Source organism: Baaleninema simplex PCC 7105 (assembly GCF_000332355.1).
Lineage (GTDB): Bacteria > Cyanobacteriota > Cyanobacteriia > Cyanobacteriales > Geitlerinemataceae > Baaleninema > Baaleninema simplex.
In genome coordinates, this window is the sequence record NZ_KB235959.1 from 179,999 (window position 1) to 193,045 (window position 13,047).

General features: G+C 54.8%; 7 protein-coding genes and 1 tRNA gene. 6 read left to right on the forward strand and 2 right to left on the reverse strand.

What is annotated here, in order from left to right; all coding sequences use genetic code 11:
- Positions 1-145 precede the first annotated feature (145 nt).
- Together GEI7105_RS33760 and GEI7105_RS0120685 are read left to right on the forward strand one after the other, a co-directional pair.
- Positions 146-2,533 carry a beta strand repeat-containing protein gene (locus GEI7105_RS33760; RefSeq protein ID WP_144053969.1) on the forward strand — a complete coding sequence of 796 codons (2,388 nt, stop codon included), beginning with the start codon at positions 146-148 and terminating at the stop codon, positions 2,531-2,533.
- Positions 2,534-3,159: 626 nt separating this feature from the next.
- The gene (locus GEI7105_RS0120685; protein WP_017662326.1) at positions 3,160-6,354 is read left to right on the forward strand and encodes a two-partner secretion domain-containing protein; all 3,195 of its coding nucleotides are present in this window, start codon (positions 3,160-3,162) and stop codon (positions 6,352-6,354) included.
- On the opposite strand, the gene GEI7105_RS0120690 is transcribed toward GEI7105_RS0120685, so the two are convergent.
- Complete coding sequence (locus GEI7105_RS0120690; protein WP_017662327.1) at positions 6,301-7,896, reverse strand: Hsp70 family protein; 1,596 nt, start codon at positions 7,894-7,896, stop codon at positions 6,301-6,303. The two genes, GEI7105_RS0120685 and GEI7105_RS0120690, sit on opposite strands and share 54 nt — an antisense overlap.
- Positions 7,897-8,120: 224 nt before the next feature.
- Between GEI7105_RS0120690 and GEI7105_RS0120695 the strand changes: the two genes are divergently transcribed.
- Positions 8,121-8,723, forward strand: a complete 603-nt coding sequence (locus GEI7105_RS0120695) for a 5-formyltetrahydrofolate cyclo-ligase (protein WP_017662328.1) — start codon at positions 8,121-8,123, stop codon at positions 8,721-8,723.
- Between the two features lie 72 nt (positions 8,724-8,795).
- Positions 8,796-8,869, forward strand: a tRNA-Val gene (locus GEI7105_RS0120700).
- Positions 8,870-9,066: 197 nt separating this feature from the next.
- On the opposite strand, the gene GEI7105_RS0120705 is transcribed toward GEI7105_RS0120700, so the two are convergent.
- Entirely contained in the window at positions 9,067-11,559 is a 2,493-nt protein-coding gene (locus GEI7105_RS0120705; RefSeq protein ID WP_017662329.1) for an ATP-binding protein, read from the reverse strand.
- Positions 11,560-11,781: 222 nt separating this feature from the next.
- Here GEI7105_RS0120705 and GEI7105_RS0120710 point away from each other — a divergent pair, with 222 nt between their 5' ends.
- On the forward strand, positions 11,782-12,645 hold the full coding sequence (locus GEI7105_RS0120710; protein ID WP_144053970.1) for a circadian clock protein KaiA: 864 nt from the start codon (positions 11,782-11,784) through the stop codon (positions 12,643-12,645).
- A 76-nt stretch (positions 12,646-12,721) separates the two neighbouring features.
- Positions 12,722-13,039: a circadian clock protein KaiB gene (gene kaiB / locus GEI7105_RS0120715; protein WP_017662331.1), complete on the forward strand. Its 318-nt coding sequence runs from the start codon at positions 12,722-12,724 to the stop codon at positions 13,037-13,039.
- Positions 13,040-13,047: the final 8 nt, after the last annotated feature.

Genomic DNA, 13,047 nt, shown 5'->3' on the forward strand with positions numbered 1-13,047 from the left:
TTGAGGAAAGAACTGCGCTAACGTCGATAATTTGACTTGCCGATGCATTTGCAGTATCCAGACCAGCCACTTTAAGATCCCAATTTGCTTCTCATTGAGATGGATGCGCAGAAAATCTTGGTAGAATGTCGGTAGCATTTTTTTGTTGGGGTGGCCGCAAACGCCACCCTCTTTTTTGGGACTCCTCTATTCTCTCAAACAATTGTCCCGTCTGGCTTCCGTCTACCTTGTCACCCTCTCAGACGGAAACCATACCTTGAGCTTTCCTTCAGAGTTGTCGAGAGCGGACGTATCGCTCGACAACGGCACGCGAGTCGAAGTCACATCAGGGGGCGGTGGTACGATCGCCGTGAGCGCCCGAAACGTGAATTTATCTCGAGCAAGCCAGTTGCGAGCGGGACTCGCAGAAGGATTGGGAACGGCCGAGGCCGTCGCTGGAGACATCATCGTTAACGCGACTGGGAATACAACCCTAGCCGGGGTGAGTACGATCGCCAACGAAGTCGAAGCCAACGCTCTCGGCCGCGGCGGTCGCATCGAGCTAACGACGGGGTCGCTGTCTCTGACCGGCGGATCGCGAATTGAAACGGCAACCCGAGCAGCCGGAGATGGAGGACAAGTCTTAGTACGAGCCTCGGGAACGATCGCCGCTACGGGCGTCAATGCTGCCAACCCCGAATTTCCGAGCGGCATTGCGACCGCGACCTTCAGTGCGGGCAATGGGGGAGACGTGCGAGCGATCGCCCGAGACTTAACTCTCTCAGAGGGAGGGCAGATCCGCTCGTTAAACCGAGGAAACGGACTCGGTGGAAATATCATCGTTGAAGTCAGCGAGTCGATCGTCGCTACGGGAATTAACGCACTCGATACCAGCCTCGCTTCCGGGATCGTATCTTTTACCTCGGGAACCGTAGAGGGCGGCGATATAAATCTCTCGACGGGTCGGTTGACTTTGTCGGGGGGAGCCGACGTCGCCTCCTTCGTGCGCCTGGTGGGAGAGTACTTCCCCGGTGCGGGAACTGGAAATGGCGGCGATGTGACGATCGAAGCCCGCGAATCGATCGAAGTCGGTCGTTTCGGTATGACGGCTGCGGGACGGTTTCTCAATCGCAGCACGTTAGGGACTCGAACCTACGGCGGCGGCGATAGCGGAAACGTGAACGTATCGACCTCAAGGTTGCGGATTACAGAGGGAGGGACGTTATCTACAGGAGTCATCACGACCGCTTCGAGTGCCGGAGATCCCTTACCCGAACGGGGAATGGGTAATGCTGGCAATGTCACGGTCGACGTTTCGGACTCGACCGAACTGGTTGGGTTTAATGTAGAGCGGCTAACGAATAGCGATGTGAGTTCGTTTTCCTATGGCTCTGGCAATGCCGGTAACGTCTCGATCTCCACGCCTCGATTAGAAATTCGCGACGGAGCGTTTCTCATCACTTCTACGTTCGCCTACGGTAATGCGGGTCAACTGACCGTCAATGCCGACTCAGTGTTTCTGGGTGGGGAACCTCCGGTGGGCGCGCCACCTTCTAGTATGTCGGCTTCTGCGAAGATTGAAGCGGCTTCAGTTCGAGGGCGGTTTTCTCTCCCCGACGCTCCGACGGGAGATACATCAGAATTGACGATTAACGCCAATCGTCTAACGGTTGCTGATGGAACTTCGATCTCCGTGCAGCATGAGGGAACGGGAAATGCCGGTCAGTTACAGATTAATGCTGGGTCGGTGCAACTCAACGGTGGGGGGACGATCGCAGCCTCAGCGGCCTCCGGGCGCGGCGGAAACGTCGTTCTCAACGTACCCGGTTCCCTAGTTCTTCGCCAGGGCAGTGAAATTTCCGCCGAAGCTGGGGGAAGGGGCGACGGGGGAAATCTCACCGTCAACGCCAATACCTTAGTTACCTTGGAAAACAGCAATCTGGTTGCTAATGCCTTTGAAGGTCGCGGCGGCAACATCGAGATCGGCACCCAAGGTCTGTTTCAGTCTCCCGAGAGTCGCATCACTGCCAGTTCTCAACTGGGCGTCGATGGCGTGGTGGCCGTGACGCAACCGGAAATCGACACCAGTTCGGCATTCGTGCAGTTGAGTAGCGCTCCCATCGATCCGGCGACGCAGGTGGTATCGGCCTGTGAGGCGGCGGCGAACAATACCTTCGTCGTCACCGGAAACGGGGGCTTGCCTCCCGATCCCACAGACGTTTTACGAAGTCAAACGGTCTGGACGGATACTCAGTTGACGGAAATTCAAGCTTCTCCGTCAGAGGTGAATTCTGAGGGGCGATCGCCTTCTACAGAACTGGACAGTTTACAACTGCAACTCGTCGAAGCGACGGAGGAGCAACGCCAGGACGATCGCACGATGGCGCTGGTTTCAACGCGATCGCCCAGCGAAACCCCAACCGACGCGAGCGATTCTGAGCTAGTCGAAGCGACTCAATGGCGTATCGATGCTGACGGTACTGTAGAATTAATAAGCGATCGATCGTCTCGTCAGGCTCCTTTTTCGACGTTACATTGTCTGTCAGCACGTTAAAAAACATCACAACGCGATTGCTCCTTACAGAAGAGGGAGCAAAGCCCACGTCTTTTAAGCGTGGGATGTAGCGTTGAAGCTTTTAAGCTTCGATGCTAAAATCCGGATTGAGGTACAGGTAGCTAACCTCACAAAAAACCTGGCATCGAAAGGTGAGAACCTTGAAAACTGAAGTTTGGCGGTTCCGCGCGGAAAATAGCTCGTGTGGGTAAAAACTTCAAGCGTCAAGCACGGAGACTCAATTTTTTGGCACTCCACTGTACGGTAGGGCATACCGAAACAGGCTCTCTGAAATGGGGGCGAACGCTTGGGGAGATATTGGCCTCTGGGCATTTGACTTCCGAGGCAAATGTGTAAGCCAGATCGTTGAGCCAAGAATCCCACGAATTCTATTCGTGGGAGTGTCAAAATACTCCAGACAGTAGGTAAGGGGCGATCGTCGATCTAAACTCTGTCGTCCGCATCGAACTTCAACGAGGAACTCGAAATCTGAATTTCATTGTTGGCGATTAAAAGTGTCCGGATTTTTGAGATAAAAATCATGTAAATTGTACAAACAATTACAGCATGATTTGGATAATTTGCAACAAAAGATCTCAACTAAAAATTCGCCAACAAAACCAACAATGAAAACTCCGATCGGTGTTCGACTTTTAACTATTAAACTATTAAAAATTTTAAAAAATTCTGTACTTCTTATATTACTCAGTTCTACCCCAACCGTCGGACAAATCGTCCCCGATAGCACGCTGGTAAACCCCTCCCAGGTTTCGATCGAGGGAAATACCTACACCCTCGATGGAGGAACGGAAGCCGGAAACAATCTCTTTCACTCCTTCGACAGTTTTTCGGTTCCCACAGGTACGGAAGCCTTGTTCAACAACGCCGCTGACGTTCAAAACATCCTCACTCGCGTCACGGGGCGCAACATTTCCAACATCGACGGCTTAATCCGAGCCAACGGAACGGCAAATCTGTTTCTACTCAACCCCAACGGCATTGTCTTCGGTCCCAACGCTCGCCTCGACATCGGCGGTTCCTTCCTCGGTACGACCGCTGAGAGCGTTTTGTTCGAGGGCGGAGAGGTGTATAGTGCCACCCAGCCGAGCCAAACTTCCCTGCTGACGGTGACAGTCCCCGTGGGTCTGCAACTCGGCACCAATACGGGAGACATCCAAGTTAACGGTGCGGGCCACGGATTTACGACCCAAGACACGCCCCTGTCCGATATTCTACGGGCGAACGGCTTCCCGTTCCCAGGGCAACGCTTGCTACGCACCGATCGCAACGTGGGGTTGGAGGTGCAGTCAGGTCGGACGCTTGCCCTCCTCGGGGGCAATGTAGATCTGCCCGGAGGCATTCTCACCGCAGAAAGCGGGCGAGTCGAGGTCGGGGCGGTAGAAAACGGCATCGTGACTCTCAATTCTGCCCCAGCGGGCTGGCAATTCAACTACGAGGGGGTAGAGGGCTTTCGAGACGTTCGGTTTTCTCAGGCGGCGACGGCGGACGCATCGGGATCTGGGGCAGGTATCGTACGCATTGCAGGGCGCGATATCGCGTTTACCGATGGCTCCCTCGCCTTGATTCAAACGACCGGCCCCCAAAGTGGAGGCATCCTGAGCGTTCGGGCATCCGGGTCGATCGAAGCGATCGGCTCCACGTCAGACCCCTTGACAACAGTAGTGAGTGGTATTGAAAGCCAAACGATCGCCCAAGGATCGGCGGCGAGCGTCGAAGTCTTCGCCAGTCGCCTGGTGGTGCGCGATGGCGCTCGGCTCGGTTCGAGAACCTACAGTGAAGGGAACGCCGGATCGGTACGCGTGACGGTGACAGATGCGATCGCACTGCGGGAGGTCTCTCCCCTCAATCCATTTTTGACTCCCGAGATCTTCAATTACACCCTCGGTTCTGGGGATAGCGGCAACATCGAGGTATCAGCCCGGAATTTGTCTCTAGCGGATGGGTCGAGTGTCACGTCCGGTACCTTCGATCGCGGTCGGGGAGGAAACGTGACGGTGAACGTTGTCGAGTCGATCGAGGTCGTGGGCGGGTCGCCCATCAATCTGGCTGATACTTCCACGATTGAGAGTTTCTCTTTTCAGTCTGGCGAGGGTGGTAGCGTAGCGGTCTCGACCCGGAACTTGCGCGCGATCGACGGTGGGGGGATCTCTGCGCCGACCTTCAGCAGCGGTCGGGGGGGAAACGTGACAGTCGATGCGGCCGAGTCGATCGATCTCGTCGGGATCTCTCCTTTCAATGCCAGTATTGCCTCGAGTATCAATAGCCTCGCGTCCGGTTCTGCTGACAGCGGGAATATCTCGATATCGACCCCAAACTTACGCATGAAGGACGGGGCGCAGATTACTGCTGGCACGTTTGGCAGCGGTCGGGGGGGAGACGTGACGATCGAGGTGGCCGAATCCATCGAACTCTCAGGCGTAGCCCCTTTCAATCCAGACGCGATCTCGACACTTTCCATCGATCCGACGACATCGAACATCAATAGCCTGACGTTCGGTTCTGGCAACGGCGGTAACGTTCGGGTATCGGCCCGGAATTTGTACCTCGCCGATGGCGGTCAGATTAGTGCGTCCACCGTTGCCAGCGGTCGGGGCGGAAACATCGTACTCGACGTGTCCGAGTCGATCGAGGCGGTTGGTATATCGCCGATCGATTCGTTTAGCCATTCTGGTATTACCAGCGACAGTCTCAGCCTCGGGAGTAGCGGCAGCGTGACGATCTCAACAGGACGGCTGGTGCTGCGCGACGGTGGGGCGGTGAGTACGAATACGTTCGGGCTGGGAAATGCCGGGACGATCGCGATCGAGGCGGCTAAATTCATTGAGATTCGAGGAGAAGTGCCGAGTGAGGGAGTTTTTTCAGCCGTCCAATCGGCCGCCACCTCTCTACCCGATAGTTTTGGAGAGGCGGCCGAACTCTCGGGAAATTCTGGAAACGTAATCCTCTCTACCCCCCGATTGTCGATCGCCGATGGCGGTCGGGTTAGCACCTTCAACGAGGGTTTGGGACTCGGGGGAACTGTTCGCATCAATGCGGGTGACGTAGCCATCCTCGATAGCAATGCTGGCATTACGGCATCTACCCTATCGGGAGAAGGGGGAAATGTCTTTCTCAACGCCGATCGCTTGCAGCTAACGAGCCAGAGCCAGATCGGTGCTGAAGCGGGGGGAGCAGGTAACGGGGGCAACATCGCGATCGATGCCGACACGATCGCGTTGTTAGAAGGAAGTAGCATCGACGCCAATGCCTTTGAAGGTCGGGGCGGAAACATCGAGATCGTGACTCGAGGTCTGTTTCAGTCTCGCGATAGTCACATTGCTGCCAGTTCTCAACTGGGTGTTGACGGCATCGTGGCCGTGACGCAACCGGAAATCGACACCAGTTCGGCATTCGTGCAGTTAAGTAGCGCTCCCATCGATCCGGAGACGCAGGTGGTCTCAGCCTGCGAGACGGCGGCGAACAATACTTTCGTCGTCACGGGAAACGGGGGTTTGCCTCCCGATCCCACAGATGTTTTAAGGGGTCACAACGTTTGGATCGATATGCGACAGACGGAGATTCGCGATTCGACTCGACCGATCGAAACTCCCTCGAACGAGGAAACCAAACGCGAAGAACGGGCGATCGCACCGCTTCTCGTAGAAGCGACGGGATGGCAACGGCGAGACGACGGCTCGATGGAGTTAGTGGCAACGCCATCACCGTATGGAAACGCTCGATTTATGCCGTTGGACTGTCCCCCCGATTCAGCTCAATTGCACGACAGGCTTGTCGTCGAGCAAGGTATTCAAGGTCAGTAAATCTTTGACGGTAATGCGGAGAAACTGCCGCTCGTCGATGCGAAATCGAACCTCGATCCGATCGCTCCCTGGGAAACCGGGCGGATCGAGATGGGCGATGGTGCGTCCGGCGTCGGTGTCGTTGAGGGGTTTGACGGTGCGATCGCCTCCCACGCTGCGAGTGACGATGCGATCGCCGTCGAAGTATACTTCGGTTGCCGTGTTTTCTGCCCCCAGCTCTCCGATGACCAGTTCGATTTTCGGTTGGTTTTCCGTCGAGGCTCCCAAACACAGTTCGATCGGCTTCTCTGTAGGGTAAGGTTGACCCGGCTGCACGATCGGATGCCAGTCGTGGGCGTTGTTGCGGCGGTTCCAGTAGCGAATGCCGTACCCATGATAGAGAAAATCCTTGAGTTGGACGCCTTGGGTCAGTTGTAAGGCTCCGGTGGCGATGGCGTCGAGGGGGCGATCGCTGCGAATTTTGTCCGCCTCGAAGTATTGATGTATCCAGTTGCGAACGGCTGGAATTTGAGAGGTTCCACCCACTAAGACGACGGCGTCGATGTCCCGAGGTTCGAGTCCTTGGCGTCTCGCCTGCTGCAATACTTGCGTCATGGCGTCGTCGAGGCGATCGAAAAACTGATGTTCTCGCAGAATGTCTTCAAACGCGGGGCGATCGAGCGTCAGTTCGTAGCTGTCAAAGGTTTCGTCGTCGAAATAGACTTCGCTGGCTCTGTCTAACAACGACAGTTGAATTTTCAACCGTTCGGCGAGGCGGGTGGTGAGCGAGGTTTTGGGGAGATTTTGGGTCTCGACAAAGCGATCGACCAACCAGTTATCGATATCTGCACCGCCTAAATTCTGCCCGGATTTCGCTAAGACTTGCGCCGTTTGTACTTTCTGACCGGATTTTTCTGCAAACGATTTATCCCCCCATTTGAGAATAAAGCCGAGGGGATTGTGTTGTTGTTGGATTCCGCGATCGAGTCGAACTAGAGACAAATCCAGGGTTCCACCGCCGAAATCTACCACCAGCAAAACGTCCGCTTCGGCGACACCGTATCCCAAGGCGGCGGCGGTGGGTTCGTCGATGAGTCGCACTTGTTCGATATCGCGAGATTCGACAACGCCTCCGAGCCAATGGCGGTACGCCTCGAAGCTATCGACGGGAACGGTGAGAACGAGGGAATCCAGGGGAAGGGGAACGTCGCCAACGGCGTCGAACAGGCGATCGAGAAACCACGTCCCTACTTGCTCGAAGGTGATGGATTTTCCGTCGAGTTCGGGGAGAAATCCTTGGATATCGGAGCCGATCCCCCGTTTGAAGTTGCAGAAAAAGCGGGAATTGGATTTTACGTCCAACCCGCGATCGAGGGTACTTTGTCCGGCGACGATCGCCTCGGTATCGGCGTTTTCCACATAAACGAGGCTGGGAACGACGGGAGGGTTTTGACCTTGCTGTCGTGTCAATCCCGGTAGTTTGAGGAGTTCGGGGCGTTCGGTGGCGGCGTTCCACCGAGCGATAACGGTATTGCTGGTTCCGAAGTCGATCGCGATCGTCATATTAGCCTTGGGTGGGTACAGTTAGAAATCGAACTGATTTCACAGGTAAGAGACGTTTGTAAAAGATATTTTAAGATAGTCGTTATGTCCGTCGTTTACAGCGACGCTCGATCGAACCCGTCTCAAGGAGTCGCGATTCCTCGAATTCCCTCAACCTGTGCTACCGCTGGCATCTGTACTGCAACCCGTTGGCACTTCAACTTCAATTGCGATCGAATTCTAAGATGACCGATTTCAACTCGAAAACATCCCACAAATCGCGCTTGCGTCGCTCTGTCTTGAAAACCCGCCAGTCTCTGTCGGAAGCCGAACGGCGCGATCGCAGCGATCGCATCTGTCGTCAGTTGCTCTCGAGTTCGGCGTTCGCATCGGCGAAAACCGTCCTCGGTTATTTCAGCTTTCGCGGCGAACCGGATTTGAGTCCCGCCATCGACGGCGATCGCCGGTGGGGATTTCCTCGCTGTGTGGGAAAATCCCTAACATGGCATTACTGGAACCTTGGAGATCCCCTCGTAGACGGCGCGTTTGGCATTCGCGAACCCCACCCACAAGCCGAGGCGATCGCTCCGGCGTCGGTGGATTTAATGCTCGTTCCCGCCGTCGCCTGCGACGCCAACGGCTATCGCTTGGGATACGGTGGCGGGTTCTACGATCGCCTGCTAAGCCTTCCCCAATGGCAACAAGTTCGCGCGATCGCGATCGTCTTCGATTTCGCCTATCTTCCCCAACTTCCCGTCGATGGCTGGGATAGGCAGCTAGACGGCGTTTGCACGGAGTCGCAGTTTCACCTGTTCGAGAAACACGACAATTCCTCAACCGTGAGTTAAACCCCATTTAAAAAAAATTTGATCGAAGGGTTGCGAATTCATAAATTGCTGTGCTACGATTAGAAATCGTCAGGACGCATAGCTCAGTTGGTTAGAGCACCACGTTGACATCGTGGGGGTCACTGGTTCGAGTCCAGTTGTGTCCATTCCAAAACTCCATCAGTTCTAGGTGAGAGCCACGCTCGAAAACGAGCCGAGGTTCGCAGTAGGAGCGTTGTCGGCAATATTCCTACGGGGAGCAGCGAGATTGCTTAAAAAGAGTCTAAATCTCCCCCCTCTCCCCCTCTCCCCCTCTCCCTTTCTCCCTTTCTCCAAAAACCGATCCAGTTTCTACAAAAACATCTCACGCCGTCGGTGGCGTCGATCGCGCTGCAATTCGCACCACTTCCAACACGGCCGGAACCCCCGAAACAGGAGAAACTGAATCGGGAGCTGCCAAACAGGGAAACACCTGTAGCGGTAAGTTACGCTCGGCAAACACGCGATTCGCTACGGTCGTCGTGAGCGGATCGAGAGTCACGAGCGGCAACGAAACGAGATCTAAATGTTGGACGAACACCTCTAAATACGCGGTCGGATCGTCAGAGTTGCCAGTGCGATCGAGCAGCACGACATCCGGTTTCCAAACTTTCGCCAATATGTCGGCTTGTTCGAGGTCGTCCACTTCTACCACGCGATAGTGGTGTTGATGGAACAGGCGATCGAGTGGCGATCGCGCTTCATCCGATCCCTCAGCCGCTCCAGCGTCCACCAGCCACAACACCGTCAGCGAGATTTTTGTTGGCGTTTCTTGACGGGAATCGCCGAGAATCTCAGCCAGTTTTTGTCGGTTGAGGGGAAAACCGAGCCAGGCATCAACCGTATCGGGCAATTTCGGGCGATCGCTCGTTGACGTCACCCACACCACCGATAAATCTCGGGTTTTGGCATCAGCTTTCAGCAACGTCAGCACGTCCGATCCCGATAAAATCGGCAGGGTGGGATGGAGAAAAATTCTACCGGGGCGCAACTGTCGCGCTTTCGCGAGCGCTTCTGGACCCGATCGCGCCAGAAACACTCGATAATCGGCATCGCTGAGGGCATCGATCAAAGGCGTCGCTCGGGCGATATCGGCATCGACGACGAGGGAAAAGCGAGGGTTGCGGAGATCGCTCGCTGGGGCTGGTAAATCTCGGCGATCGTCGAGATCTCGTAGCGGAAGCAACAAGGTAAACTGGCTTCCCCCACCTTCTTGAGACGTAAAGTTAATTTCACCCCCATGCAACCGCGCCAACCGCTGAGCCAAAATCAAGCTCAACCCCACGGGAACAGTACGCTCGAGGTCAGACGCCGGAACGATCTCTTGATAGCTTTGAAAGACGAACGGTTGAGCGTCGGCGCGAATCCCGATCCCCGTATCCCAGACCACAAAAGCGATCCAGTCGTTCCACCGTTCGACGCACACCCCCACTCGACCGTCCGTCGGCGTGCGAGCGATGGCATTCCACAGCAGGTACGACAGAATCTGAGGCAGTCGCACGGGATCGGCAATGGCGGTTTCGGCATCGGCCGCCACTTCTAAACTCAAGGTCGGCAACGCTATCTCTTCGTTAGCTTGGCGGATTTGCCGTTCGGCTTGTCGGCTACAGTCGCGCACGGAAACTCGCTGGGGCTTGAGGGTCAGTTCCCCCGTTTCGATCTGAGTCAGATCGTAGAGGTAGTTCACCACCGTCATCATTTGACGGCTGCTGCGGTAAATCAGTCGTGCGTACTCGGTTTGTCGGGGATTGAGGGGGCCGCAGTTGGGGTTTTGCAGGAGGTTGGACAACCCCAAAAGTCCGGTGAGGGGGGTTTTGAGTTCGTGGCTGATACAGGCAAGCAGCTCGGTTTTGAGGCGATCGAGCTGGAGGAGATCGGCGTTTTTGGCCGAGAGTTCTTGGGTGCGTTTTTGGCGATCGGTCACGTCGCGGGCTAAAACCAACCAGAGGCGATCGGGTGTAGTCGGAAGTGAAAAGGCGAGATCGCAAGGTCGCACGCGATATCCAGCCGACAGTTGAAACGGCAGGGCTTCTACGAAAGGCGTCCAGGGAAACCAGGCGTCGGGGAGGGCGTTTCGACTCGAGAGGAGATCTGGGAGAACGTATAAATCGTCTAACGCGATCCGTGTCAGTTGCCAGAGTTGTCGCTCGCCGTTGTTCGCTCGACAGGCATAGAGGTAGCCACTGTCGGTTTCGGAACCGATCTCGAACAGGTGCGCGGCACTGCAATCGGTTTCGCCTTCGTTCAGAGAGTCCCACCAGCTATGCCAAGCGGAGTTTTGGGCGATCGCCACTCCCGAATCTGTCTGTAACTCGCAGGGAACGGGCAAGCGATCGAGCAGGCGTACGAGAAAGGCCAAAGGCGGGCCGGGCATTTCGATGGCGATCGCGGAGGGTTTGCGATCGGATCGTTCGGCGAAGGCCCGAGTCAACTGCTGGCGATCGAGCAGGCCGACGATTTCACCGTCAGCATCGACGAACACCACCTCTGACGCTACACTGTTCCAGTTGGGAACGTCCCCTTGCAAGCGATCGAACGTTAGCGATGCTGACAGGACTAGGGCGGGTTCGAGATAGCGATCGCACAAATCCGCCAGTGGAGTGTCTGGGGGAACTCCCGTCTGCAACGCCGATCGCAAGCTCTCGGCCGCCACTGTCCCGACCACCTGATTTTGCAGGCCAACGACAACGGCGCGATCGCGCGCTCCCAACGTCTCGATCGCGGTTGCGACTCCCACCGAATCGGGGCAGACGGGTACGTTATGGGTAAATTCCCTCAGCTCGGGGCAGAATACGATGGTTTGGGCGACTCGAACCATAAATCTGTTGGGAAAGCACACGAGACAGTCTTCACGCTCTCCGACCTTTCCTCTCCTCCTTATTTATTATGATGCGCTTGGAATTAAAAGTCTTTCCAGGTTATTATTTCAATTAGTTACAATAACCTTAAATAAAAATTAAATTCCGTTCGATACGGCTGCTCGATCGATCTTATCTTGTTTCGCCAAAATTCGACCGCCCTCAATCTCCCTTGTGTTTCAGTGCTACTTCAACTCTCTATCTGCACCTTAATTCCGACACAAACCCTAGTCGAAGCACTACAACCGTGTCTCGACAGCGATCGCTATACCGTGACTGACTGCACCAGCGATCGCGAGTTCGTCGAATTTGTCGAGCAGAACAAACAATACCTCGACTGTCTGATCCTCGAAGAAAACAAACACCTCCCTTCCCTCGTCGAAAGGCTCAAGCAAACCAAAGTCTTGCTACCATCTGTCATTCTTACCCCGTCCCAAGATCGAGACGAAATATCGCCCGCCAACGAAGAATTTACCTATCACGATGCTGAAGTTTACCTAAACGTCGACGGCTTGGTTCGCGTCTTCGAGGCGATCGACCGGGCGATCGATGGTTTCCTCAAACTGTCTCCCACCCAGCGATCGCACGAATCCGTTGCTCCCGAATCGATGCAAGCGGCCGGTACGGAAAGCTTTCTGATGGAGAAACAACAGCGGCTCGCCGATAAATTGAGGGAACGATTGGGATACTTAGGCGTGTATTATAAACGGAACCCCCAACGGTTTTTAAGAAACTTACCGCGTGCAGAACAAGCTCAACTGCTCCAAGAACTTCAAAAACTCTACCGTCAAATTGTCCTTGACTATTTTTCTCAAGATGCAACGCTCAATCAAGCAATAGATGAATTCGTAAACGTAGCGTTTTTTGCCGATATTTCAGTTACTCATATTGTCGAAATTCATATGGATTTAATGGATGAGTTTTCCAAACAGCTAAAATTAGAAGGACGAAGCGAAGAAATCCTGTTGGATTACCGCTTGACCTTGATCGACACGATCGCTCATCTATGCGAAATGTATCGGCGATCGATTCCTCGAGAGTCCTAAAAAAAGTGCGCCTCTCCAGCGACCCAGCTTTGTTTGACAAGTTCGGCAACCTCAATTAAGATAGAAGATCGCGCGTATGACTCCCCCCAAAAAAACCTACGTTCTCAAACTCTACGTGGCCGGAAACACCACGAACTCCGTGCGAGCGCTCAAGACCCTCAACACCCTTCTCGAACAGGAGTTTCAAGGGGTTTACGCTCTCAAAGTGATCGACGTCTTGAAGAATCCCCAACTGGCCGAAGAAGATAAAATCCTCGCCACTCCTACCCTCGCCAAAATTCTGCCGCCTCCCGTGCGTAAAATTATCGGCGACCTATCCGACCGAGAAAAAGTCTTGATCGGCTTGGACTTACTCTACGAAGAACTGTACGATCGCGAATCGGACGTACAATAACACGGTGC

Excerpts from the sequence above, each read along its gene's own strand:
- GEI7105_RS0120695 (WP_017662328.1), top strand. The coding sequence starts at position 8,121 with ATGACCGATTTCAACTCGAAAACATCCCACAAATCGCGCTTGCGTCGC.
- GEI7105_RS0120685 (WP_017662326.1), top strand. The coding sequence starts at position 3,160 with ATGAAAACTCCGATCGGTGTTCGACTTTTAACTATTAAACTATTAAAA.
- GEI7105_RS0120690 (WP_017662327.1), bottom strand. The coding sequence starts at position 7,896 with ATGACGATCGCGATCGACTTCGGAACCAGCAATACCGTTATCGCTCGG.
- GEI7105_RS0120705 (WP_017662329.1), bottom strand. The coding sequence starts at position 11,559 with ATGGTTCGAGTCGCCCAAACCATCGTATTCTGCCCCGAGCTGAGGGAA.
- kaiB (WP_017662331.1), top strand. The coding sequence starts at position 12,722 with ATGACTCCCCCCAAAAAAACCTACGTTCTCAAACTCTACGTGGCCGGA.